This window comes from Adhaeribacter pallidiroseus, from assembly GCF_003340495.1.
In the GTDB taxonomy this organism is placed as follows: domain Bacteria; phylum Bacteroidota; class Bacteroidia; order Cytophagales; family Hymenobacteraceae; genus Adhaeribacter; species Adhaeribacter pallidiroseus.
The window spans coordinates 215,413-242,048 of record NZ_QASA01000001.1 but is presented as its reverse complement, the minus strand read 5'-3'; the positions used below and the strand labels follow the sequence as shown (position 1 = coordinate 242,048).

Annotated in this window: 17 protein-coding genes and 2 pseudogenes; 1 reads left to right on the top strand and 18 read right to left on the bottom strand. The window is 44.4% G+C overall.

Annotated features, from left to right (window positions below; all coding sequences use genetic code 11):
* Window positions 1-7: 7 nt before the first annotated feature.
* Window positions 8-1,180 carry a Gfo/Idh/MocA family protein gene (locus AHMF7616_RS00925; protein ID WP_115371180.1) on the bottom strand — a complete coding sequence of 391 codons (1,173 nt, stop codon included), beginning with the start codon at window positions 1,178-1,180 and terminating at the stop codon, window positions 8-10.
* Window positions 1,181-1,682: 502 nt separating this feature from the next.
* On the opposite strand from AHMF7616_RS00925, the gene AHMF7616_RS00920 reads away from it, so the two are divergent.
* Window positions 1,683-1,973, top strand: a complete 291-nt coding sequence (locus AHMF7616_RS00920) for a hypothetical protein (RefSeq protein WP_115371179.1) — start codon at window positions 1,683-1,685, stop codon at window positions 1,971-1,973.
* Between the two features lie 277 nt (window positions 1,974-2,250).
* On the opposite strand, the gene AHMF7616_RS00915 is transcribed toward AHMF7616_RS00920, so the two are convergent.
* From AHMF7616_RS00915 to AHMF7616_RS00835, 17 genes and pseudogenes are all read right to left on the bottom strand, one after another.
* A complete protein-coding gene (locus tag AHMF7616_RS00915) occupies window positions 2,251-5,133 on the bottom strand; it encodes a PVC-type heme-binding CxxCH protein (protein ID WP_115371178.1) in 2,883 nt (960 codons plus the stop codon).
* A 132-nt stretch (window positions 5,134-5,265) separates the two neighbouring features.
* A complete protein-coding gene (locus tag AHMF7616_RS00910) occupies window positions 5,266-6,150 on the bottom strand; it encodes a sugar phosphate isomerase/epimerase family protein (RefSeq protein ID WP_115375403.1) in 885 nt (294 codons plus the stop codon).
* A 148-nt stretch (window positions 6,151-6,298) separates the two neighbouring features.
* Window positions 6,299-7,282, bottom strand: coding sequence for a sugar phosphate isomerase/epimerase family protein (locus tag AHMF7616_RS00905; protein ID WP_115371177.1), 984 nt, complete (start codon window positions 7,280-7,282; stop codon window positions 6,299-6,301).
* A gap of 38 nt (window positions 7,283-7,320) precedes the next feature.
* A complete protein-coding gene (locus tag AHMF7616_RS00900; protein WP_158546064.1) occupies window positions 7,321-9,993 on the bottom strand; it encodes a PQQ-dependent sugar dehydrogenase in 2,673 nt (890 codons plus the stop codon).
* Between the two features lie 1,094 nt (window positions 9,994-11,087).
* A complete protein-coding gene (locus AHMF7616_RS00895) occupies window positions 11,088-11,978 on the bottom strand; it encodes an AraC family transcriptional regulator (protein WP_115371175.1) in 891 nt (296 codons plus the stop codon).
* 393 nt (window positions 11,979-12,371) lie between these two features.
* Complete coding sequence (locus AHMF7616_RS00890; protein ID WP_115371174.1) at window positions 12,372-13,358, bottom strand: phosphotriesterase family protein; 987 nt, start codon at window positions 13,356-13,358, stop codon at window positions 12,372-12,374.
* Between the two features lie 11 nt (window positions 13,359-13,369).
* Window positions 13,370-14,772 (bottom strand): annotated as a pseudogene (locus tag AHMF7616_RS00885) (FAD-dependent oxidoreductase).
* Between the two features lie 118 nt (window positions 14,773-14,890).
* Window positions 14,891-15,688, bottom strand: a complete 798-nt coding sequence (locus AHMF7616_RS00880; RefSeq protein ID WP_115371173.1) for a sugar isomerase domain-containing protein — start codon at window positions 15,686-15,688, stop codon at window positions 14,891-14,893.
* A 204-nt stretch (window positions 15,689-15,892) separates the two neighbouring features.
* Complete coding sequence (locus tag AHMF7616_RS27635; protein ID WP_317047569.1) at window positions 15,893-16,018, bottom strand: hypothetical protein; 126 nt, start codon at window positions 16,016-16,018, stop codon at window positions 15,893-15,895.
* Between the two features lie 47 nt (window positions 16,019-16,065).
* Window positions 16,066-16,821 carry an ROK family protein gene (locus AHMF7616_RS00875; protein WP_317047568.1) on the bottom strand — a complete coding sequence of 252 codons (756 nt, stop codon included), beginning with the start codon at window positions 16,819-16,821 and terminating at the stop codon, window positions 16,066-16,068.
* An 11-nt stretch (window positions 16,822-16,832) separates the two neighbouring features.
* Window positions 16,833-17,614: pseudogene (locus tag AHMF7616_RS00870) on the bottom strand (SDR family NAD(P)-dependent oxidoreductase).
* Window positions 17,615-18,170: 556 nt separating this feature from the next.
* Window positions 18,171-19,376: a Gfo/Idh/MocA family protein gene (locus AHMF7616_RS00860; RefSeq protein WP_115371171.1), complete on the bottom strand. Its 1,206-nt coding sequence runs from the start codon at window positions 19,374-19,376 to the stop codon at window positions 18,171-18,173.
* Window positions 19,377-19,943: 567 nt separating this feature from the next.
* Window positions 19,944-20,939, bottom strand: a complete 996-nt coding sequence (locus AHMF7616_RS00855; protein ID WP_115371170.1) for a mannonate dehydratase — start codon at window positions 20,937-20,939, stop codon at window positions 19,944-19,946.
* Between the two features lie 136 nt (window positions 20,940-21,075).
* Window positions 21,076-21,819, bottom strand: coding sequence for an RraA family protein (locus AHMF7616_RS00850; protein WP_115371169.1), 744 nt, complete (start codon window positions 21,817-21,819; stop codon window positions 21,076-21,078).
* A gap of 416 nt (window positions 21,820-22,235) precedes the next feature.
* Window positions 22,236-23,081 (bottom strand): SDR family NAD(P)-dependent oxidoreductase, encoded by an 846-nt coding sequence (locus AHMF7616_RS00845; RefSeq protein WP_115371168.1) that lies wholly within the window; start codon window positions 23,079-23,081, stop codon window positions 22,236-22,238.
* Complete coding sequence (gene uxaC / locus AHMF7616_RS00840; RefSeq protein ID WP_233507227.1) at window positions 23,081-24,550, bottom strand: glucuronate isomerase; 1,470 nt, start codon at window positions 24,548-24,550, stop codon at window positions 23,081-23,083. Before uxaC ends, AHMF7616_RS00845 begins: the two co-directional genes overlap by 1 nt.
* Before the next feature lie 133 nt (window positions 24,551-24,683).
* The gene (locus AHMF7616_RS00835) at window positions 24,684-26,393 is read right to left on the bottom strand and encodes a sodium:solute symporter family transporter (protein WP_115371167.1); all 1,710 of its coding nucleotides are present in this window, start codon (window positions 26,391-26,393) and stop codon (window positions 24,684-24,686) included.
* Between the last annotated feature and the right edge of the window lie 243 nt (window positions 26,394-26,636).

Genomic DNA, 26,636 nt, shown 5'->3' with positions numbered 1-26,636 from the left:
ATACCAACTAGATAGTAATCGTTTTGGCTTGTTGCTGGGCTTTAAGCGCTAACTCAGTGGCCAAAAAGCAATGTTCCTGAGTCATGGCGGTTTCGGTACGATTAACAATATCATTTACTAATTGCTCGCCGTAAGGCAAAGGTTCTTGGCTACAGTCCAGGTAACGGGTTTCTTTCTGATCCGTTAGGAATAAGTGATTCCCCCCTTCTCGCCCACCAATGTCAATATTCTTCCGGATTTCAATAAAGCCTTCGGTACCTAAAACAGTGAGTCGCCCATCGCCCCAGGTTTTTAAGCCGTCGGGGGTAAACCAATCGACACGTATATAACCGGTACCCTTATTGCCCCGCAACATCACGTCGCCAAAATCTTCGAACTTTGGATATTGCGGATGATTCACGTTGCCCACCTGGGCCGCAACCACATCGGCTTGGGTAGAACCGGTAAAAAATAAATATTGATCAAATTGGTGCGAGGCAATGTCGCAAATAATGCCGCCAAACCGTTGCCGGTCAAAAAACCAGTCCGGGCGCGTTTTGGGGTTCATGCGGTGCGGACCAAGGCCAATCGTTTGAATTACTTTGCCAATCGCCCCGGCTTTTACCAGTTCACCGGCTTTTACCGTAGCTTTATTCTCGAAACGTTCGCTGTACATAATCGAGTATATGCGCTTGGTTTCTTTTTGTACCTTCCGTACTTCCGCTAATTGTTCCAGAGAGGTAATACCGGGTTTATCTACCATAAAATCTTTTCCGTGCTGCATTACCCGTATGCCTAACGGGGCCCGCTCATCCGGAATAGAAGCGCTTACTACCAGCTGAATGGATTTATCTTCCAGAATTTCTTTTTCAGAACGAGCCCGTTTTATTTGCGGGTATTTTTTGGCAAAAGCGGCAGCTAAATCTTCTTCTTTCGCATAAAAAGAAATAAACTGGCCTCCTCCTCTAATAACCGCCTCTACCTGCGAGTTGATGTGCCCATGGTTTAACCCGATTACCGAAAATTTAATTTTAGATGGTAGAACCGGCAAACTTTTGTCTTTATTAACAGATTCTGCTGGTATTAACCGATCGGAGCTGGCGAGTAAATCTAAAGGTAAAGTAGTTAAACCAGCTATACTGGCGGCACCAGCCAAAGTATCTTTCACAAACTTGCGGCGATTAAAAGAAGAATTTTTCATAACGTGTATTGTCTACCTGAACTTGCCATTACCTGATTTTGGATACAAAATATACAAGTTTTCTCCTGGTTTTTCAGCTTTCAATCAAAAACGAACAAAAATAAGTTTTTTTTAAAGCAGCTCATGGGTTACCACAATGCCAATTGTTTATTAAAAGTATGTTCTATCCACGTATTAGTTCTTGTACAAAATTAAAGTTAGTTACGCGTTTTGGCTTTGTTTTTGTCTGGGTAAAGAATATCTGGATTAATAATAGGATTTAGGTTATAAGTTTATAAGTACTTGGCCAAAATTAAGTTGATAAAAACCAAAGTTTAAGTACTTGATGATTAATTTCTTAACGATCGAACAACGAACAACTAAAAACGAACAACTACTTAGTACCAAATACGCTTGATTCAAATTTGTAAGCTGGAGCGTATGGAAATTTAAACTAAAATTTAGAAATAGGTGCTTCAGGTTGAAAGAAGCAAGAAATACAGATTATAATATAATTAATAAGATGATGGCAGGCATGATACAGTACGTGATTTTTAATTTAAAGGAGGAAGCCGATGCATTCGGTAAAGCAGTTGATACCATGATGGGTTACCCGCGTATTATAGCCTTATCGCCGGAGAATACGGATGCTGCTGAAAATTTTAAAACGTATAAGACTTTTGCTACGCCCATCAAAAAGTACAATGCCGAGAAATATGCGTACCCGGTTACAGAAGCCATCCAGCATTTAATACCAGCGCAAAAAGAAATGAGATTTGATTTGGATAACTGGTATTGCGATGCCATTATTTAAAAATTTTTAAGCTACTTCTAATTTCCTGCAGCCAAACTTCGATAAATAAATTTTATAAACAATAAAGCCCGGTAAGCTACATGCTTACCGGGCTTTATTGTTTATAAGTGAGAACAGAATCTTAAACCCTTTTTTAATTTATCAGTTTAAAGATACTCTGCTAAGACTCTAACCTAAGAATAGGACTAACTTCATACCATTGTACGGAAGGTAGGCCTTTATTCATGAGCAGCCTCCTGAAAGCACCGCCATATTTAAATTCTTGTTTCTAGAAAAATCATAAGCTCTTGTCTTTTTGCAGCAAAAAGGCCGTAATATCGGCAACATCCTGCTGACTCAATTGCAGGTGTTTCGGAGATGGCATGGGACTGGTTTTAAGCTGTTTTTTACTTATCACCTGTGAAGCTTCCATCATGTAGCGTCGTCCGTAAATATCCAGTACCGTAACTACCGGTCCCTCCGAAAGTAACAAACCATAAACAATACCACCGTTTTTTAACGATATAAGATAAGGTTCGGAGCCAAAAGCAATACCGGCCTCCGGATGAACAATGGCCTGAAACAAGCTTGGTTTATCATACTTCTGATTTATATGGGTGAGCACCGGTCCTATTTCACCCCCGGCATTGCCCATTTTATGGCACACCAGGCAATTGCCGTACATTAATTTTTTTCCTTTGGCTACATCGGCCGGTAAATCATTTAAAGCTTTTATTGGATATGCAGCAGAATCGGAAGGAGTGAAATAATTGGCAATTAAAGGCTTCATATAGCGATCCTCTTCCTGCAGCATCTGCTCTTTTACCGCTTGCCTAATGGTATCGGATAAAGCTTCATTTGCCGCTAAATCTACCAGGTATAATTTACCGGCTTTGCTTTTCACTAACGCCATGGCGGCATTCTGGCGTTGATTAATCGATAACTTTGGATCAGCTACTTTTTTCCGGAGAACCAGTAATTCCGGATGAGCTTCCGGTAACTGATCAGCCGGCGTTTTCCAATCTTTCAGATATGGTTGCCAGTCGTTCGTTTTCCGGAATTGCAACCAATATTGGGCTAAAGGCACCATGTCCGCGGCTCCTTTCTGGGATATCTGTCGGACAGCATCAGAGGCTGCTTGCGTAGGGGTAAAAGCTAAAGCTACCAAAGATTTCTCTCGTTCCTTAACGGATAGTTTTTGAGACAAAGCTCTTTCCTGTAAGGCTTTAACCGCCGAGGGCGGATGTAATTCCCATACTAAATTAGCTACAGGCGGGGGCCAGTCCTCTGGATTTTGGGCACTAAAATGTTTTAATAGGGCCGGATAAAAAGCTTCCGCCTTATTTTCCAGGGCTATTCCTAAGGCGTTTAAATACCAGCGGTCCTGCTCGTCGTAACCATCTATTAAAGTTAACAGAATAGGTTCGCTTTTCGCTAAGGGTACTTCGCGCACCGCCAAGATCACTTCTCGGCGTACCGCCGGAGATTTATCCCGAGCTAATTGCCCGGCATAATCCAGTATTTTTTGCGGATTGGCTTGCCGCAAAGCCCGAAAAGCGGTTATTCGGATGTTCGGGTCCTCATCCCGGAATAATGTTGTTACTTCTTTAATCCCGGATACCCTTAATTGCGACAACAGCCAAATGGCCCTGGCCCTGTGATACGGATTATCAGAATTTAAAATCGCTTTTACCCTGGGCAATGCTTTTTCACCCTGAACTTTCAAAAGTTCAAAACCTTGGTTCCGAACATTTATTGCCGGATTTAACAAGGCTTGTACCTGCCCTTCAGTGTTGCTGAGGTCAATGACCGGTGGGGTTAGTTTTTTGTTTTTAGGAGTAATCCGGTAGATACGGCCATAACCTTGTTTATCATTCATCTGATGCCCACCTACCACAGGGTCGAAAAAATCGGCCACGTAAATAGCGCCATCGGTACCCATAGTTACGTCACTAGGCCGAAACCATTTGGCTTTATTTTCCTCTATTTGGTACCAGCGGTAATCTGTATTGTCTGTTTCTACGGAAGAAATAAAGTTGCTGCGACCAGCTAATGGATAACCAGCACCTTTTAATTGGGGATAATAGCCAAAAATAATATTTCTACCGGCATCGGCACTCAACAGCAGTCCGCGGTATTTTTTGCCTAAAGCATCATCTTCATTCAATACAATGCCGGTGGGAGAACCGGAACCGTAAAGGTCACCAACGGGTAATACTCCCGGATCTTCCTGGTGCCAGTGAGCCGTTTCAATACTTTGTCCTGGCCGTCGGTCGGCCTGCCAGGTACGTTCGCCGGTGGTGCTAAAATACCCGGCATTACTTCCTTCCATCACCCAACTGGTCCGGCAGGTAGCTACCTGGTCGTCGTTATCATTCTGCCATAAGTTACCGTACGAATCCACCCCGATTTCGTAAGAATTACGAAAATTATGGGCTAGGGCTTCCAAACCGGTACCGTCCGGGTTTATTCTAAAAGCAAAACCACCCGTGTAGATTCGCCCATCACTGCTTTTTAAGGCAGGAGTATTTTTTTCGTTATAAGGCGTACCACCGGTGTATACACTACCCGCCTGAATGGTCTGCCCGTTTTTATCGGTTACTTTATGAGGTCCGGCATTGCCCGTTATAAAATACAACTTCCCGTCGGGCCCGGCCAGGCCGGCGTGTAATCCGTGGTCATGATCCAAACCGCCGAATCCTTTCAGGAAGATTTCTTTTTTGTCGGGTTTATCATCGCCATTCTCATCGGTATAAATAATAACGGAAGGAGAACAAGAAACCACAATTTTATTACCCAAAACCGCTATACCCAGGGGCGAACGCAGATCCTTATCCTGCACAAAAACTTTAGAAGAATCGGCCACTCCATCTTGGTTTGTATCTTCCAGAATCATTACCCGGTCTCCTGCCGGGTGCTGTAAATGACCTTTAGCATTGTTAAAGTCGCGGTAATTGACGGCTTCGGTTACCCAGATGCGGCCTTTGATATCCACATCCAGGTTAGTAGGATTATATAATTGCGGGGACTCGGCCCAGAGCGTAGCTTCCAAGTCCTCCGGAACGAATAAAGCGGGTTGTTTGGGAGCAATTTTTTCCGTTTGTTCTCTGCCGGGTTTGCAGGAAAAGATAGTCAGGAAAGCCAAAAATAAAATATAAACGGTTGTTCTATAAATTGTCATTACCTGCTAAATATCAAAAATTTAAAAATTTTGCTTTTTTAAATCTGCTTTTACTATTTTCTAGAATGGAGGCGTGTGGCCACCTTACCCGGCTGCTATTAACCCAAAAGAATTCCTTTTTTAAAAATGTAACTATGCCTTATTCAAGACTGACCGGAGGTATTTGTTGTTAGCCACATAAGACTGGAAGGGATCGGCTCCTTCCGGAACGGCTCCTTCGATAATCACCCATCCTTCGTAATCCATATCATCCAATATCTTTTTTACCCGAACGAAATCTACTTTTCCCTGACCTAGTAAATACCCATTTTCCTTGGCATGCACTTCACAGATGTACTCCTTGCCTAATTGGCTCATTTCTTCGTAAATATTATAGCCCATTTGCGTGGAATTTGCCACATCGTAATACACCCGCACATTTTTAGAACCAACGGCTTGAATAATATCAAGATGTTCCTGGGCACTCAGCCAAGACTCAATCCCCAGTATTATGCCGGCTTTTTCGGCCTTAGGAGCTACTTTTTTTAACCGGCGGATTACTTCCTGAACTCCAGCTTTATCGCCCCGGAGGTCGCCTTTATGAAAGAACGCCAGCAAAATTACTTTACACCCCATGGCCTGGGCCACATCAATACTGTCGCTTACCCATTCTTCTGTTATTGGTTCCGATTTGTAAGGTACATTGTTTAATTCGCCAATAGCCAGACTAGACACCTGCACGCCATATTTCTTGGCGGCTTCTTTATAGGCTTTTTGTATTTCCGGAAGGCGGAGATGCATGTTGTTTTCTACGGTTCCCAAACTCACTTGCACGCCATCTAACCCAATTTTCTTGGCCAAAGCCATAGCTTCTACTTTACTACCCTTATCAATGGACCAGTCGCAGGTACTTATCTTGTATTTTTTAAGTTTACCCGCAGAGAGCAAAGTCCACCAAGGTGCAATGGTAACAAGTCCGGCTACTAAAGCACTCCGCTTTATTAATTGACGACGGGTAAACAAGTTTTGAGGTAGCATAAGCAGCAAATTGGTCTTATTAGTCGTTCCGTTTACCTGTTAAATACAAGAACGGCTATTCAAATATGAATAAACTTACACTTAGATATTGATGCTTTTTTACCGATTTTTACAAATATCTTATCAGGGTACTCCTCTAAAATATCTCCTATTTCATTGATTCGTTTTGTTTTTTATAAACACCAGAACTTTTTACATTTTTAAAAGAAGCAAATACATTAGAAGCGTATTTTAAATCTGCTTGATGCGCTGCTACCGCATCGAGGGTGTTAGCGGTTTGGCTCTCGATGCATTGTTCCAGTACAAAGTGCGGATTTATTTTTAAATCGGCTAATTCTTTAGCCAGTTTCAGGTAATCAATGTCGCCTTCTTTAAAAGTTTCTGACCAGGTACCGTTAATGGATTGCCGTAAATGTACTTCCACCACCCGACTACCGTACAAACGCAATATATCAAACATCGCTAATTGCGAATTACCGGAACCACGGTATAACCAATGCGCTTCCAGGCACAACGACACATTTTCGGGATTAGTGGCAAGCATCATGTGGTGAAACTCCCGCGCCGAATTTCGCATCTCTATATCGTGGTTGTGGTAAGCCAAAGTTACTCCCTGCTTCCGAACTTCAGCGCCTATTTTATTCAGGTAATTAGCCTGCGTAGTTAATTCTGCATCAGACTTATTTTCTGGTCCGCCCCAGCGAATGGGGCTGGGATTCGTTACTATTATTTTTAAACCCAGCGGTTTTGCGGCCTTGGCAATAGCTACCGTTTGCGCCAGGCTTTGCGCGGCTTCTTTTTCTTGATGCAAGGTATTGCCAACATAAATAGAAGGCATTTCCAGTTTATGTTTCTTCAGTAGCGGCGCCAACTGTTGGAGATCTTCCGGTTTTTTGATTGCGGGTTCATAGCCTTTAATACCCGATTTTGCCAGCTCGCTTAAAGAGGCATCTAAATCGGTGAACCAATCCCGGCCTTGGCGTTTGGAAAAAGTAATCCAGGAATATTCATTCGTAGCAAAGGGTAATTTTTCTGCCGATAACGGATTTTCCCCAATTTTTAAATTATGGACCAAACCAAAAGCGGGAAAGCTGGCCAGGTAACCCAGAAATGAACGGCGATTATGGATCATTGATCTTATTTTTAAAAATTTAAAATTTTCCTTTTACCCTATAGGCTATTACCCCGAGGGGGAAGAAAATAAATAGTATTCAGGCTCAAATAATTACTGCCGGTAGCGCCTGCTTGAATATCAGTAGCTACCAGGTACAGGTGGTGCTTTCCTGATAAAGGCTTTAGTTTTAATTCCTGTTCGGTCCATGTGCTGATGGTGGCCGTAATGTTTTTATTTTCGGCCGGCTTGGCAGCCGGTTGTAACTTTAAGGAGCCAATTTCTACGCCATCGGGCTGATCTAACCGAACGGATAAGGTGCAAGGGAAAGTAGCATCAAATGCTACTTTTAAACTGGCAATGCCGGTCAGGTCCATATTCTGGAAGCTGATAAAGCTTTTTTGGGCCGGAAAACGGATGTAGGAATTGTTATAGCGCGTTACCCCGCTCAGCTCCTCGCACGAGATAGCCTTGACCAGGGCGTTACGTAAAACATGCGTGGTTTGGCCCACCTGCGCGGGAGCAGCGTTAAACCCTTTATCTTGGTAAACAGCCCGAAACACGTAGAGTCCTTCGGCTTTACTATCCGGTACAAAAGTGCCTTTTACCGGCAACTGGTTATTGGCCGTGGGTTCTTTTTTTAAATTTAAGATGTACTTTACCATTTGGAAAATTTCCGGTGCTTTTAGTTGGGGATGGGCCGACATAGCGGCTTCGCCCCAGTTGCCGTTGCCACCCTGCCTGATTTTTTGGGTTAAAGTTTCTATGGTTTTCTCGTTTTCCGGATAGCGGCTGGCTACTTGCTGCCAAGACGGGCCAATGGATTTGGTTTTTTCCTGGTGACAACCCAAGCAATCGCTTTGTTTAATCAGCTGCTGCCCGGGGTGCAGGTAAAGGGTAGCTTGTTTTTCCTGGTCCTGGGCCAGGAGCGTTAAATCCGTACCCATATCGGCTAAATTTACGGTTACTAATACAGCCTGCGGGGCAATTTTTCCGGTGGCCAAACTGCCATCTTCTCTATCCTGCACTTGTACTTGGTAAGTTTTTGCTTTTTGGTTCCAGTAAAAAGTTTCGTTCCCCCCAAAAGCTATATTTACGGCCGGCCTTTCGTTTCCTGTTTCTATTTTTAAATCCTGCGTAGCGCTTAGGCCATGGTCGTCGGTTACGGTTAAGCGAATTGTATACAGGCCTGGCTGCTTAAACTGGTAGTTGGTTTCGGGCTCCGTTGCGAGCTTTTCTTCCGGATTCACCAGTTGCCAGGCGTAAGTTAGTTTGTCATTTTTATCGTAGTCAAAAGATTCGGCAGCGGAGAAAGCTACTGTTAAGGGCACCGCGCCCGCCGTTTTACTGGCGTTTATTTTAGCGACTGGCGGTCGGTTTCCGGCTACATAATCAATCCGGCTCAGGCGGGCATTCTGGTTATGGGCAAACCAACCCGTACCGTATTCTAAAACGTAGAGCGCGCCATCGGGTCCAAACTCTAAATCAATGGGGTGGTCAAACTTAGCGGAAGGCATAAACCGTTCTATGTCTACTAGTTTACCGGTTTCGTCTAAGGTTACTACATTTATCCAATCGCGCATCCATTCGGCAATAAACCATTTGCCATTATAATATTCCGGAAACTTGCGGGGAGTCTTTACCCAAACGGGCTGCTGTTGATAAAATTGAGAATGAAAAAACGGACCAGCAATGGGGCTTTTACCCCCGGTACCTAAATTTTTAAAATTTTGAGACTCGTCGTAAGAGTACCAGATGAAAGCACTTTCTGCGGGTGGCAATGTTGCTAAACCTGTATTATTCGGAGAGTTGTTTTCGGGCTTTTGAGGGTTGAAGAAGGGGCCAATCTGATCGGTGGCAAAGTCAAAATCGGCATACGGTTGATTATCTCCGGCAAAATAAGGCCACCCAAAAAAGCCCGGCTTTTTGGCCTGGTGAAATTCATCGTAACTAACCGGCCCGCGGGCGGGATTATTAATGGTATTTTGGCCTACATCGCCCCAATACAACCAGCCAGTCAGGGAATCAACGGTAATCCGGTACGGGTTCCGGGCACCCATGGCGTAAATTTCGGGCCGGGTATTTGGGGTATTTACAGGAAATAAATTGCCCACCGGAATGGAAACCGAGCCATCGGGTTCGGGTTTAATCCGCAGAATTTTTCCCCGCAAATCGTTGGTATTACCGGCTGTTCGTTGCGCGTCCCAGAATGCCCGCCCCGGTCTTTCGTCGATGGAGTTGTAATAACCGGCGTTGTGCGGGTTGGTATTATCGCCGACGGCAATGTATAAATTCTTATCGGGCCCAAAAGCCAGCGAACCCGCCGAATGGCAGCATTCTTTGCGTTGTGTCGGAATTTCTAATAGTATTTTTTCAGATTTCAAGTCTAAAGCATCCGGTCCCAGATAAAACCGGGACACCCGTTGTTCTTCTTTTTCACCCAACGGCGAATAAAAAAGGTAAATAAAACGGTTACTGGGGAAGTCCGGGTCGATCACTAATCCCAGCAATCCATCTTCTAAATCGTGAAATACCGGAAGATTAGCCAGCACCTTCACCTTGTTTATAGCTGCCTTAAAAAGCTTTAAAGCACCCGTTCGTTCAATAAACAAGACATCGCCCTCCGGCAAAACCTGCAACTCCAAGGGTTCATTTAAATGAGAAATTAACTCTATTTTCTGAAAACGGTTGGAGTCTGGTTTAGCAATCGGCGATTGCACTGAAGTACCCAATGGAGAGTTATTACTCGCAGGAAGAGTATTACCAGTGCCTTTACAGGAGTAAAAACTACTGGCTATAGAAATACCGATTAGAAAAAAACCAACCCATTTATTTTTTAGAACCACCAAAATTCCCTTAAATATTCGTACGTGTAACATCTTTAAAAATTACGATTGATCATTTTAATTGCTGTTATTCAACTATCAGAATAATAAGTTAATCAATACCGATACCGCCTGTTTCTGCCTGATTAGTACAAAACGACAGCTCCGCAGCGGAGGCACCTTTATGCCTCCAGATCCGGAGTATTTTTAATTATGAAGGTGCGGCAAGCTAACTTCTGATTTAGGCCAGGCTGCAAAAAGTAATAAGTTGTGTTTGAACCCTCACCATTCTATATTGAATGATTATTCAAATATGCCTCAACTTAAACTACCATATTGGTGCTATTTTGCCATTTACTACAAATATTTTATCAGAGTAATTACAGGCTCTTCACGCTGTATACCGCTAGTTAAAAGCGCTGAAATATCTACTTAAACAAAAGGGTATTTTAAATTGATTTTTTAAATAAATGGGGCGTAGAGGAAGGATGTCAGAATATAACAGCGTTAAATTAACGCCAAAATTAACCAACTCTGCCCCTCCTTATTCAAGGAGGGAAGCTTTTTTATAGTTACCATTTATCAATTTCCATTTACCATTTATTAAACACCAGAATAGTTGTGCGCGAATTTATTTTTCTCCTAGCCACTCGGAAGGAGGACTTTTCCCTCTTTCGTTTGCTTTATGATTGGAGCATTACAAAAAATTTAAAAATTTTAATTTTTTTGATAGTCATGCAACAAACTGCTTTGGCCAGGTGCAAGTAGCCCCGCTAAACTATTCCGTTGCTCAGTAGGTTTTTAGCAAGCTTGATTTTTGTTAATCTCAGGATAGCCACATCTCCTTCCCTGTTTTTAGGGAAATCGCCCTAAAGGGCGGAAGAGTCCTTGTGTCCAGGCAAAAAGAATCAATACCCGAGCAAAAAACAGCTTTAGTAAAAGGTAGCGCAACAGCCGCCACTATGCGAATACATAAGCAATCTTATAATTGTACTTCGCTTTTATGACCCGGAACTATAAGAAGGATTCTCGTTTCGCATTTTCTTATACTTTAAAGGCGGAATACCAGTAACTTTTTTAAATTGTAGATTAAAATTAGACATGTTATTAAAGCCGCTTTCGTAGCAAACCCGCGAAATATTAAACTTATCTTCCAGGAGCAACTTACAAGCATACCCTACCCTCACTTCATTTAAAAAGTGCGAAAAACTTTTCCGGGTGCAGGCTTTAAAGGAACGGCAAAACGAAGGAATGGACATGTTGGCCACTTCGGCGGCATTAGCCAGGGATATATCTTTCCGGAAATTGGCAATAATGTAGGCATGCACTTTGGTAATAGGATCGGTACCCGCCGGCACATATTGCTCTACAAATCCGGGACTTACCAAAAGTTGGTATTCGTCGGATAAAGACAGAAGCTCCAGGATATGCAACAAGTGCGTAATGCGCCGGTAACCGCTAAGCGTTAGCATTTCCTGCATCTTATCCGCAATCTGCTGCCGGGTGTTTCCAGTAATTTTTAAACCGAATTTGGCTTTATCGAAAAGTTGATTGATGGCAATCATTTCGGGTAAGTTAAAAAACGTTTTACCCAAAAATTCTTCCCGAAAGTGAATCACAATAGCTTCAGCCGTCAGGTCTGGGTTTCCCTGGTAATAAGCTGGGTCATTTTGATAGGCATGCGGTAAATTTGGACCTAAAAACACCAAATCGCCGTCGGTAAAAGTATCAGTATGGTCGCCCACGGTTCGCTGGCCAGAACTTTTTAAAACCAATACCAACTCGTACTCCGGATGATAATGCCAGGGAGTAGGATAATAGGGATAAACATCCTTTTGCAGAATAAAAGAATATTTCGGCTCTAAAGTTAGTTTTTCCAGTCGCGGTTTCATCGTACTAATAATTGGGGCCTTACGTAATTTAACTAATTATTCCTGAAAAGCTTTAAAATGTACTGTGAATCAGAAATTCACTTTTTAAATGAAGTAATAGTTTTGGAAAGCTTTGTGTTTTATTACAAACAACTGTTTAATTATTAAAATATTCGTTCGCATAGCGGCAGTTTTTGTTTTAATTTCGAAGTGAAACTGTTTCATTGCTCGCTTCTTGTTCTTTTTGTCTTGACACAAAAAGAACCAAAAAAGTCAAGACGCTAAAAACTCGCTGAACGCTCGAACAGTTTAGCGTCAGAACTTGCACTTGGCTAACGCTGTTTGTTGCATGGCTACTTGGTAATTAGTAATTGGTAATATGTAAATGGTTAAGTCGAAACAAACTCTCTTCTTTCATTTATAAAAATTTAAAATTTTCTTACAGAAGGCATACAGTCGCGCTGGATTTTTAAAAAATATATGGTTGTAGTACTCTCCTAAACCCATCTGCTGCAAGTCTACTTTAAAAGTAGTTATGAGGAAATTTAGGCCTGGGTTTCCGCCGTAAGATTGCCAGTAACTGCTTTTAGCGGCATCCATTCCCATGGTAATCTGGTCCGGAAATTCGGACAGCAAGGCTTCCAGCAATTTATAGGTCCAGTTAGGTTCGTTTTTCCAGCGGAAGGCGCTATCGTATTCTACTTTAACGCCGGTTTGCAGCAATTCCCGGTTATAGTTAATATCTTGGTAGCGGTCTACATGCGAGAGCACCACGTGGGTTAAATCAGCGCCTAGTTTGGCAAACAAGTTTACCTGGTCCAGGGCATGTTTACCGAAATTGGTATGCGTTAAAATGGGAACCCCGGTTTCTTTATGGGTATTTACTACCGCGTGAAAGATTTTTTCCTGGTGCGCCGTAATTTTTTCGTCGCCGGTAGCCAGTTTTACCATACCGGCTTTGTGCGGGGTGCGCTCTACGTAAGGCCCGTTATAGTCATGCGCATCAATGCCTTCTGTTACATCGGCCACAAATAATCGGGTTAATTGCTCTTCGGTGTAGGTGTAGCGCCAATGATTAGGCAAATAGTATTGCTCCAAATGAATGCCGGTGGGGACGATAATGTGCACGCCGGTTCTCCGGGACACTTCGGCCAGCTTGCGCACATTTCTGCCACAATCGGCCGGCATGGTATCGACCATGGTGCGGCCACCCGCAGCGTAAAAACGGTGCAGTTCCTCACTAACTTTTTCTACGTCATTCAGCAAAAACAAAGGATTGCCCAGGGTCGGGTAGCTTTCGTCGATAATAATGTGCTCGTGGGAGTACGTTAATCCCATTGCCTCCGGCGAAATATCGCCGAGTACGGTACGCACAAATTTCTGGTTAGGGCTTGGTTCCATGGATTCAGAAATTACAACGAATGAGCTAGGGTGTTTTGGACCCGGAAATTATTTTGCCAACCGTTTCGGCTAGTATCGGCTATTGTAGCCGGGTTATCCAGAATAGCCCCTAATTGTAGCAGCTTTGCCTGTAATTGCGGAATATTTACCGCATTGGCAGCCGTATCGGTATCTAAAGAGAGTACCGCGGCTAAACCCGCGGCTTGCCCCATCGACATGGTCTGGGCCATGGAGCGGCAGGAAGCATGCGCATCGTGGGTAGCCGAAAAGCAACGGCCTACTACCCAAACCCGTTCGCTTTGTTTGGGTACGATGGTACCGTAAGGAACCCCGTACACGCCATTTTCCGGAATGTATTGCCAGAAAGTTTCGTCTTCGCCGTTTTTGCCGGGCCGGTGGTCTTCAATGGGCGCTCCGCAAAGAAAAATACGGTCGGCGGGCATAATGCCTGATAAGCAATCTTCTTTGGTGAGGCGGTACTCGCCGTATACGCGCCGGGTTTCCCGAACGCCAATTTGGTGCGATAGCCCGATAATTTTAGAATGCTCATAACCGGGAACTTCCTGGCGGAAAAAGTCTTCGTAAATAAAAGACTGTTTTCTTCCTTCTATTTCGGCCTGGGTTAATTCTTCTGCTTGTAAGGCTCGTAAACCACTTACTTTTACCGCCACCGTAGAAATACAGCCGGGCTGGCACATTTCGTGGGCCGAACCTTCTTTACGCGGCAAGGGGTGTTTACCGGTTTCGATGGCCTGAATCATTTTTTCTTGCAGCATGTGTTTGCCGCCGGCCTGTTTAAATTTATCCAGGTCTACGTTACACATCCGGAAAGTGGTGGTCATGCTTTGGGCAGGCTCCAATTCGCCGGCTACTTCGTAGGCATAACCGGCCAGATGGCAAAAATCGGCATCACCGGAAGCATCAATTACTCTTTGGGCAATAATTTTAAAAAAACCACTTTTATTCCAGAAAATACAAGTAATGGGTTCCCCTTCTTTCCGTACCACATCTACCAGGGTAGTATGCAACAGAAATCGAATACCTGCCTGTACTATTTTTTGATCCCAAACCAGTTTTAAACGTTCCGGATTGTAATTGACACCAGTGCCGGCGCCGTAGGTATTCGGGCGTAAAAAAATATCACCGGTTTTATCTAGCTCATTTACAATTAAATCGGGTAAACCGGCCACTATTTTTTTAGGAGTTTCGCTGGGAGTAAAAAAACCATAAAAGGTATCCAGCATTTGGGTAGAAGTGCCCCCGGGAAGCCATACCGTTCTACCAGCATCACCCGGTATTTTTTAGACTGACTGGCCGCTAAAGCCGCCAAACAGCCAGCTGAACCAGCTCCTATCACCAAAATATCGATTTCGGCCACTAATGGTATCTGTTGATGGTTGATAAAGTTTAGCATGGTTTATTAGTTAATCCGATGAGTCCACAGTCCATAGACGACAGCCCACAGCTTTATTTTTTAAATTTTTGATTAGCAGCTTACTTTGAGCAGAATAATTAAAAAAAATAAGTTGCTGTCACGATTCAACCGGCAAATTCAGCCCTACTGATTTATACAGGCCGGCCAGGCGGTGGGCATGCTGGTCGTAGGCATTTTCGAATAACTCTACGGCTCTTTCGTTACCTACTATTACGGCGCCGCTTAATACGGTAGGTGCTTGTCCGGCTTCGGTTAATAAACGGGCTACTTCGGCTTTGATAGAGTTTATAAGAATGGCTCCGCCTACCGTAGAACCCGGAGCTACGGGGGTATCTAAATGAGGCACGTATACCATAGCATCACCGGCCGGAGCCCCCGTGTCTAATATCAGATCGGCGAAATCACTCAGCTTTTTGCCATCTTTTCGTTTGCTGGTGCTGCGGGCCGAATGCTCGGAAGTGATTAAAGCCACTACTTTAAGGCCTTGCTTTTGAAAATTTTCGGCCATTTCGATGGGTACCACGTTGCAACCGCTGGAGGAAATGACCAAAGCCGTATCCTGATTACTCAAATCAAAATTGCGTAAAATTCTTTCGGCCAGGCCGGGTACATTTTCTAAAAACATGGCTTGCCGTTGGCCATTAGCGCCTACTACCAGGTTATGAAAAGTTAGCGATAACTCTACAATGGGATTAAAGCCGGGAAAAGAGCCGTACCGGGGCCACATTTCTTCCACCATAATCCGGCTGTGTCCGGAACCAAACACGTGCACCATACGACCGGCCAGAATGGTTTGGGCAAACCAAGCGGCGGCGGTCTTTATTCCTTCGGTTTGCTTTTCTACTACTTCTATAATGTGGCGGCACTTATCCAGATAATCCTTAATAACATCCATGTTCTTTTTTAAAAAATTTTAAATTTTATCAATCAAACTGCTATTTATACTGCGTATTTAGACAAAATCAGTTAAAGTATTCTGTCCTTCAGGAGGAAACTATTTGGCTACGTAGCCAAATAGTTTCCTCCTGAAGGACAGTCATAGATAAATGATTGTGTACTTAAAACTGATTTTCGCTTGGTACTTAATAATAATCTATCATTATAGTAATTGACCTTGTAATGTCCGGTTCATGGCAAAACCGGCAGCCCCCACGGCGCCGGCAATATCGCTGTAATGGGCTTGCCGAATGGGTGTTTTTTTACCGGAATTTTTCCATTCGTACACCTCTATAAAATCAGCCAGGGGTTTGTATAAGGCATCGCCCGCCTTGGTTATGCCGCCCCCAGAATAATCAGGTCGGGGGAAAGTAAATTACAGATAGAACAGATTCCCAGAGCCAGCTTCCGCACGGAATTGAGCCATACATAAGTAGCAAACGTATCTCCTTGCAAATGCGCCGCTACCAGGCTTTTAGTAGAGGTAAATTTTTTAAACGACCGAATGGCGACAGTAGCATCGCCCATAGCATTTTCTAAAGTTCCGGGCATGCCGGTAATGCCGGGGTCTTCTCTGTCTACATCCAAGGTCATGTGGCCTAAGTGTCCCGCCATCTGGTAATTACCCTGGTATAATTCGCCATTGATTAATATACCACCGCCTACCCCCGTTCCCAGGGTTAGCATTACAATATTTTTAAAATTCTGTCCTACTCCGAAGGTAGCTTCCGCCATCAGGGCAGCGTGAGCATCGTTTAACACCCATAATTCTTTCTCCTGCAATACCTCTGACCAAATAAGGTTTTCCAGGCCATCGAGCCGGCCCGGCATGTTTATAATAGAGGTATTGCTTGTATTTGGTAAGCCTGGGGCAGCTAATCCAAGAGCATCTACCGGGTAAATGCTCTTGGATTTTAATTCCTGTACTATTTGACAAATAACTTTTTTCCAATGGCTGCCAGCTCCATTACTATGGCTGGTGTTGGATCCTGTGGCTTGTACTGTCTGGTGTAAAATCTCCCCGGTAGCCGCATTAATCAGAGCTCCTTTTATATTGGTGCCCCCTAAGTCAATTCCGATAGCTGTTGTCATGTGCATCAATACTAGGTTATCTGACCATCACTAATACTCCAACCGCCGTCTATCGCTAATACTTGCCCGGTAGTAAAGCCAGAACCATCGGACATAAAAAAGCAGCCGCGTGGTCTAAATCTTCCGGGCGGCCAATTCTTCCTCCGTCCAGGGGTTGTTTGGTTCGTATGTAGTCCTGAATACTGGCATCCTGGGCCGCCCGCTGGGCCATGGGTGTTTCTACTAATGCGGGTGCTATTACATTAATCCGGATATTATCCGGGGCATAGTAAGAAGCAATGGATTTTGAAAAACCAATAATAGCGGCTTTAGCGGTGGCGTAGGTGTGCGTGGCAAAATAAGTAGGGGCCGGTGAATAACCCAAAACGGAGCCCATATTTAAAATGGTACCGCCTTGTTTCGCTTCCCGAAAAACCCGGATAGCCGCCTGATTAGAAAGCATCACCGAAGTCAGATTTAAATCCAAGGTTTTTTGCCATCCTTCCAGGGTAATTTCGTGCAAAGGACCATCGCCCATTCGCCGGCCACTGCCGCCCGCAACGTGGTATAAGCCGTCCAGCCGCCCAAATTCTTTTAGGCATAACGCAATGGCCTGAGCAGCGGTATTTTCCTGGATTGCATCTCCCGTGAAGACCAATGCGGAGGCACCTAGTTCTTGCTGGGCCTGCTGGCCAGTTTCCGGATCGCGGCCCACTGCTACTACCTTGGCTCCCAATCGGCAGAAAGCTTTTGCGGCCGAAAGACCTAATCCGGAAGTACCCCCAATAATGACAATATTCTTATTTTGCAGCATAGTTTAGTCCATGGTCCATAGACGATAGTCCATAGTGGCAATCATTTTGTTTATAAACATTTCAAGGTTTTTACTTACTACTTAAGAAATAACCACTAAGAAATTTTAGTACTGCAGATGTTACTTTTTTAAATTTAAGACCTTCGTCAAGATCATTTTTTAAATTTTTAGCATAAGACTTGCCCGAAAGTTGGCAGTGAGGACATTGCCTGTGGGCGGTGCCGTTGTTTGTATCCCTTTGCTCCCGCAGATTGTATCTGGAGGGTTATGATACGAGGAAGTTTTCAACTTCCCGCCAGTTGAAAACTGGCCTATACTTACCGGTCCAAGTTACCGCTGCGCTCAAACTTGAACCAGATAATGAGAACTAGCAAAAGAGAAATCTGTCCTTTTACTTCCAATAAATCACTAACGGGCATTTCCGTCGTTGGTGTCTTCACAAAAAGACTCTTGAGTTTTTTTAGCGGAAGTTCTATAGTATCGTAATCTGATGATTGCCATAGCATTATTTTAAAATTACGAACAACAAATAACTAACACCTGCTTTCTGTAGTTGTTAATCCAGCACACGTTGTACCAGCTGGCCACCGGATTTTTCTTTCAGAATTATTTTTTTTCGGCCATCGGGTAAGAGTTCTTCCTTGATCAGGTAGTGATTGTTATCGTATTCTTTATATTCGCGTTGCTGGTCTTCGGCTTCATTGCCGCGCCATACTTCTAAATTTACGGGCTCCCATTTTTTGGTTTTCGCCGATAAATAGCAGGCATCCATAATGGCATTCACCACATAACCATCGTAAAAAGTTTCCATGGGCGATTCGCCTTTATCCAGGGCGGTAAACATATCTTCAAACATTTGCGGATACCCTAAGGCGTGGGCTTCGTCACCCACCGGAAAGAGCCACCCGGTTTCACTTTCGGCTTTTTCGGCTACATAGCCTTTTTCGCCCACACTGGTAAACAACTCCATACCGGTTCGTAAAAAATGATCTACCCGCAGCGTACCTTCCGTGCCCGCCACTTCGTCCCGTAAATCCATACCGCCCCGGTAGGTCCAGCTTACTTCAAACTGGCTCACGGCCCCGCTGGCGTAGCGCACTAAACCAATGGCATTGTCTTCGGCTTCAATCGGCTTTACCAACGTATCGGCCCAGCACATTACTTCTACCGGTCGGATGTCTTTGCCAATGTAATTTCGGCCGATTTCAATGCAATGGCAGCCCATATCGATGATAGCGCCGCCGCCGGAAAGTTGGGCATCCCAGAACCAATCGCTGTGCGGCCCCGGGTGGGCTTCCCGGGAACGGGTCCACAGTATTTTTCCCAGAGCCCCGTTCCGGATAGAACTTAGCGCTTTCAGCGTTTTGGCCGGATAAGCCAAATCTTCCAGATAGCCGTGAAAGACCCCGGCTTCTTCCACAATTTTAAGCATCTCCAAAGCCTCGGCGGCATTTCGGCCCAGGGGTTTGGTACATAAAATGGCTTTACCGGCTGCAGCAGCTGCCCGTACTGCCTCTAAATGCAGGTTATTAGGCAAACCAATTACTACCACATCAATATCCGCCGATTGAATGGCTCGTAACATATCTGTTTCGTAATTAGGAATATTCCATTGCTGGGCAAAGGTTTTTGCCCGTTCTTCCGAACGCGAATAAACGGTGTGCACCTTATCCATGCGGCGTTGCCCGTGCAAACTCGTCGTATAAAAAGTACCTATTAAACCAGTGCCCAATAGCGCAATTTTGTATGGTTTGTCTTCCATGATATTTGTTTTGGAATCAAAATATTTTAGCTGGTGTATTTAGCCGTTAGAAGCTTCAGTTAAAGTAAAAACTGGCCGCAAGTAATCCTGCAACCCGGTTAAGCAGGTTTAGTTAAAACTTGATTTAAAGCGAGTAGTAAAACATTTTTAAAATTTCCGGTTATACGACTGCCCTTTACTGTTCTTTAATTTGATAAACCAGCTTGTACAAATGTCAAATATTTGGCAGGAACTTCTTGATGCTTTTTTATCAGTTTTTACAAAAATTTTATCTTTATTTTTAACGGTATCCGTTTAGCCAGCACTCAGTATTCGTCCATGTTTCTTTTGCCAGCAGGTAACATTAACCGGCTATTTAGCCAGGTTGCTTTTTTGTTGACTAATGCGCTCCGGCGCTTCGCTGCTCTAAAATTGTGACTAGCTTTTTTTTAAGAGTTATGTTAAAGCCCCTGCGCTTCTGGTAATAAGAGGCGCAGGGGCTTTAACATAACTTGGTAAAATGGGCAAAACTGGCAGTTTTATCCCGCAGGTATCCGGTACTCTACCGTGTTTCTTTTTCCTGATTATTTATTCCATCGGGATATTACAGGCATCTGCAGCGCCTTTGATACAGCCAACGGCAAAGATTTTCCCCGTAATTTCGTAGCCTACCGACATCCCACCCGCAAAGGTATTTTGGTTTTCGCCGTACATGGCCGGCGCATGGTCGGGGCGTAAGGGACCGGTGAAGCCGTTATCGGCATAGTGTTTCAACAGCTCCGCCATGGGGGTGGGGCCGTTGTCGTGAAAGGTTTCCCGGAAATGGTATTTGTCGCCGGCTACATCGCGAAGATGCAGAAAGGCAATCCGGTTTTGCTGTAACCAGTTTCGGGAGATGTTTTTTAAATTTTCGCCCATGATTTTAAACGTAGCCTGGCAAAAGGTAATGCTGTTGCTTTCTACAGGAAACTTTTCCCAAACTTTGTCAAAAGCGGCGGCACTGGTGAGTATCCGAGCTACCCCCTTTAAAGGACTGATGGGTGGATCGTCGGGGTGCAAGGCCATTTTTACGCCAGCTTCTTTCGCTACGGGTAAAACGGCCTCTAGAAAGTAAAAAAAATTCTCCCAAAGCTTTTCTTCGCTTATTTGCTGTTCTGCGGGTACCACCTGACCAGCCGTATCTACCACGTTAAATTCACTCACGATGGCGGCGCCTCTTTCGGGAATATCCACGCGGGTGCGGAACCAGCCAATTACCGCCATGAAATTGTAACACAACAAGGGTATTTCCAGGCGGCCCATATTCCGGAGCATGGCTTGGTATTTTTCAATTAATGCATCCCGGCCGGGTAAACCCAGCTTAATTGCCGACATATCAAACTGGTCGCCTTCCAGACCATACAAATTAAAACCAGCTTCGTTGAAATCTTCTTTAATGGCTTGTAACGAAGCCAAATCATAAGGAGCTGCACGGCCCGATAACTCGGGCGCCGCTTTGGTAATAGCATAATTTACCCCGATTTGTCTGGCCAGCGTCCATTTACGCTCGTCGTATTTAGGGGGCAAAAGCATGGACAATTTCATGGGAGATGAGGTTGCAGGTTACAAGTTGCAAGTTGTAGGTTGGAAGGTTAAAAAGTTGGAAGGTTGTAAAGTTGAAATAGAATTTTATATTCAGAATCAATCTAGTAAATCAGCAATTCAGCAATTCAACAGATTTTTAAAAATAGCCGCCTTGCTCGGTTATCTGGTGGATGCTTTGGCCTTCGTGTACCCAACTAAATATCTTCTTTTCGTTTTCTTTAATTTCTTCGGCGCGCACCAGTACCTCGTAAGCAATATCGCGCGGCACTACTAACACGCCATCGATATCGCCTAATAAAATATCTCCGGGTTTAATCGTAACATCGTCTATTTGCAGGGGTATTTGGTAATGCGTAATTAGGCAACGGCCCAGGCTACCGTTAGAGGTGCGGTACTTATAGAACACCGGGAAATCAGCTTCTAATATCTGGTGGGTGTCCCGGATACCACCATCAATGCAGGCGGCTTTTACTTTTAAGCCTTTGGCCGTAGCGGTCATTACGCCGCCCCATAAAGTAGCTTTTTCGTCTTTGCTGGTGTCCCACAGAATGAAAGCGTTTTCGTGCATGGCATCCAACATTTGGGTCCGGAATTCCATTTCGCCGCTTACTTTGGCATTAGGGGCACTCTTTACCGTAAAGGCAAAACCGGCAACGGTACGGTACTCGCGCAGCGGCATAATGCGGTTAGGCAAGGCCTGGTTGAGTAGGCAGAACTCGCGCAATACATCGTTTACGGCACCGGTATACAATTGCTCAAAGCGGCTTAATAATTCAGCATCCGATACCGGGAAAATTTTAATAGAAATACCTTCGCGGCTCTCTATCAGCTTTTCCAGGTTCATCATGCCCACTTCTTTTTTATATTGATCGACACTCATTTTCTTATTTTTTAGTTGAAGTATAAATCTTGGAAACTCTAACACTTTATTGGCAAGACACAATTTTTAATAGTGTAGTTAAGGCCTATTATTCAGCAGGAAACTTGTTAGTTCCGAAACGAAATAAGCACCTCCTACAGGCTAGAGATCGAATGTTTGCGCTTATTTTTTAAATTTTTTATCATCTAGCAAGCTGAATCCCCAGTCTTTGCCTTCTCGATTTTTTTAAAATAGTATTAATTGAAGCCTTTCTTTCGGTCTGTGAAGACACAGGCCGAGGCAGAGTATACCGGTTATAATTCTTTCATCTTAATACCTGTGTCCTGATACCTGTGTCCTGATACTTACATCCTGATACTTGTGTCCTGATACTTACATCTTGATATCGGTGTCCTGATACTTGCTACTTATATCCATTACACTCCCGAGGAGGCCAGAAAACCACCATCGATGGGAATTACGGTGCCGGTTACAAAACCCGCGGCCTCGTCGTTAATGAGCCAGTTCATGCAGCCAATTAATTCGGTAGCTTCGCCAAAACGGCGCATGGGCGTATGCTGCATAATGTTACTTCCGCGGCTACTGTAGCCTTCTGGGGTTAATAAAAGTTTTTTACTGCGCTCATTTAAAAAAAAGCCCGGCGCAATGGCATTCACCCGGATGTTGGCGGGTGCCAGGTAAGCGGCCAGCCATTGGGTAAAATTGGCAATGCCCGCTTTGGCAATGCCGTAAGCCGCCACTCGGGAAAGCGGCCGGAAGCTGTTCATGGAAGCAATATTGATGATGCAGCCGTGCTTGGTACGCGCCATGTCTTGGCCGAAAACAAAGCTGGGGATTACCGTTCCCATGGTATTTACCTGAATCACACTTTGGAACTTCTGCATATCCAGATTGAAAAAACCCCGAAATTCCGCATCGCTGTTATCCAGTTCCTGTTCTTCAAATTCGTTAATGGTGGTAATGGCATCCGATTGATTCCCGCCAGCGCCATTGATTAAGATCTCACAAATGCCTAGTTCTTTTTTAATTTTTGCTTGGGCTTCTGCTACTTTTTGCTGGTTGGATACATCGGCACTAACCGATATGGCCGTACCACCCGCTGACCTGATCTGTTCTTCTACGGGCAATAGTTTGTTTAAATCCCGGCCAATGAGCGCTACTTTTACACCTTGCTCCGCCAGCGAAAGGGCCATTTCGGAACAAAGCGTACCCCCGGCACCAGTAACCGCCGCCACCTTATTTTTTAAATTTTTGCTTGTCATTACTTCGTTTTTATAAGCCAGTTTTTTGCGTTGTGATAAGATATATTGCGGATAAGTTCTTCCAGGATAGATTTATCGGCCGGTATGCGCCCGGTTTCGGCCCATTGGCCTATTAGGTTGCAAAGTATTCTTCGAAAATAGTGGTGCCGGGTAAAAGAAAGCACACTCCGGGAATCGGTGGTCATGCCGATAAAATGCGGGAGCAAACCGTAGCTGGCCATGGAAATTAATTGGTTTTCGATGCCGGTTAAATGGTCGTTGTACCACCAGGCCGGCCCAAATTGCACTTTAGCTTTTACCCCATCCTCCGAAAAAGAACCGGTTAAAGCCGCCAACGCATCGTTATCAGCAGGATTGAGGGTGTATAAAATAACTTTGGGCAAGTTGTTATGGCTATCTAATGCATCTAAAAAGCCACAAAGGCTACTAATATCTACAGATTTGCCAATAGTAGCGTAGCCGCCAGCCGGACCAGCCAATTTGCGCAGACGGGTACTAGTAGCGCGTTGCGCCCCGATGTGCAATTGCATAGCCCAACCCCGCTGCCGGTATTCTTGCCCCAGAAAAACCAGTAAGTAAGATTGCAGCAGCACTTTTTCTTCCGAGTTTAAGTTATTACCCCGTAATACTTTTTGAAATAAATCTTCTGCTTTCGCAACGGTGGGAAGTTTAAAACAAAAGCCGGCATTCAGGGCATGGTCGGCTAATAAACAACCCGCAGTGTCAAAAGCAGCCAGCCGCATCCGAACTGCATCCTGGTAAGTTTGCAAGGAATTGATCTCGGAGTTACATCTAATTGCCAGTTTATTAACCCAGTTCGTGAAAGCAGGCTGCCCGACGTTCCCGATACTATCGGCGCGCAGCGATGGTAGAATAGTCAAGCCATCGGCTTTACAGGTTGCCACCTGGTGTAATGTTACATCATCGAGTAAATCGTCGGAAGTACAGGTGAATTCAGCATTAAATTTTTTTAAAATTGCTAAAGTGCCAAATTCTGTACTTTTCAGTTGTTCGTTGCCGGTATTCCAGACTTCTTCGGCGGTATCGGGGTTTAGCAGTTTGTCTATCCCCAACACCGTTTTAAGTTCCAGACCGGACCAGTGGTACAAAGGATTACCTAACGTATTTGGCAGCGTTTCGGCCCATTTAAAAAATTTTTCTTTATCCGTAGATTGTCCGGTAATGTACTTTTCCGGGATGCCGTTGATGCGCATAGCCCGGTGCTTGTAGGGATCGTGGGTAATCCAGAGTTGAGTAAGATTTTTAAAATTTTGGTTTTCTGCCAGATGATGCGGGTTTAAGTGATTATGATAATCAATGATCGGTAAACCGGCCGCTACTTCGTGGTAAAGCCAGGATGCCGTTTTATTTTCTAACAAAAATTCGGGCGTTAGGAAGCTACCGGAAGTAGGTAGTTTGGCCATGGTCCTGGCAGCGTAAGTAATTAAAGTATCTTCTTTGTTATACATGCCCCTCGGTAGTTGTACGTCGTTCGTTATTGCGTTAATAAATATTTGGTAATCAGTATATTACTAATCATGCTCTTCACTAATTTCGTTGGCGTACTTAAAATTTTTAAATTTTTGACTGGTTCTGCGTTGATTAGTTTTCCTGGTAAGTCATGGTTTCCGGCTTAGGTAATACCGGTATTTTGTTTTTATCCGTTGTTTTGGCTTGTACCCATAAAATGGCGGCTCCGAGCAAGCAAATAATTCCGGCCCCAAAGCTTAGTTGCCCGCTTAGCTGGGCAATAGAAGGTAAACTCATGGTTAAAAATAAGACGGCCGTGGTGCTCATGGCAATGGCAAACAAATATTTCAAAGACCGCATAAAAGCCTCATTTACGATTGGTTTTTCGGCAGCCGAAATAGGAGTAGCCAGGCGTTTAAAGAAGTGATTTACCCGTAATTCGTATGCCGGATCTTTACTGGGTACCAGACCCGAAATAACCATGATGAGAATGCAGATAGCTATTTGCAGCAGCGTAGCGGCTTCCCAGGAAATGCTTTTATCCTGGTTTAAAATTAAGCCTATCGCAATACCTGCCACAATGGTTACCAGGGCGCCCCAGGGTTTGGGTTGGCGGTATAAAATGCCCATGAGCAACGGAATGGCCATGGGAATAGCAAAAAGTCCGGTAAAAAGTTTGTTCGCTTCGAAAGCTCCGCCAAAATTGCCAATGTACAAAGCCCCGAAAGTTACCAGAATACCAATCAGGAGCGTAGAGCCACGGGCTACCAGCAATAAATTTCGACCTAAGGCATACGGAGAAATTAAACGTTTATAAATATCTTCGGTGAGTACGCCGGCCACTACATTATACGTAGCGCTCAAAGCCGACATAGTCGCGGCAAACATGGCGGCAATCATAACGCCCATAATTCCTTCGGGCAACAACCGCAAACACATGCTTACATAGGCCATTTCTTTGTCTGCTAAATCCGGAATATAGCTACGGGCCGCTATCGCCGGAATCAGGAAAACTACCGGAAAAACAAAAAAGAAAACGGCCGTAATTAAGCCCATTTTTACGCCGGCTGCCTCGTCGCGCACGCTATAGAAACGCTGAATAAAAGCCCAGTTACCGTTGTATTTAATCAGCACCATAACGTAATACCCCAGTAAAAACAAAGGCGTTCCTTTGGGTCCGTTAAAAAGGTTAAAGTGCGCCGGAATGGTGAGCGCCAGGTTATCCAGTCCGCCCACTGCTTTAATGGAAAGTGGCAATAGTATCAGCGTAGAAAATATCAGAATCACAAACTGCACGGCATCCGTTACCACTACCGCCCAAATACCACCAAGCACCGTGTACAGCACCACAATCAGGCCCGATACCAGAATAGCTGTTTCTAAGGAAAGCGGGGTAGCGGCCGCAATAAAAAGACCAATCGAGTAAAGCCTTACTAAACTATCCAGAATTTTAAAACCAATACCGCCCCACGATAATATTTGCCGCACGGGCGCATTAAAACGGGCTTCCAGAAATTGTACCGGCGTAATTAAACCGGCTCGCCGCCAGCGATGGGCAAAATATTTAGCCGCTATTAAAGCTGGCGGCACCGAACTCCACAATACCAGAATGGCAACTACACCGTATTCGTAAGCAATGCCGGCGTACGCCACAAACACAAACGTACTAAACAGCGACATAAAATTGCTGATGGCCCCGCCCAATGGCGGAATAGAATTATCGCCGACAAAATAATCGTTAATATTTTTGACATAACGGCCCAGAAACAACCCAATGGTTCCCATTAAAACCATGTAAATACCAATGGCCGAGTAATCTAACAATTGCAGCGAATCCTTCATAAAATATAACTTACTATTGGCGGACTTTTTTAATAGAATTTATAATTCTGGCTTAACTTAAATTATGTGCTTTGAAAGCTTATCTATGGAGCTGGTTCCCGTCTCCAGACTATGGTGCTATCTAACTAGCTACTTTCAAGTTTGCCTCCTGGCCGGCAGGCCCCCGTCTGGCTCTTCCGGGCTGGTCTAAGCTCTCTTTGTTCATTCCTCACAGTGCCTCGGCACCGTAACCGTAGAAGGCCC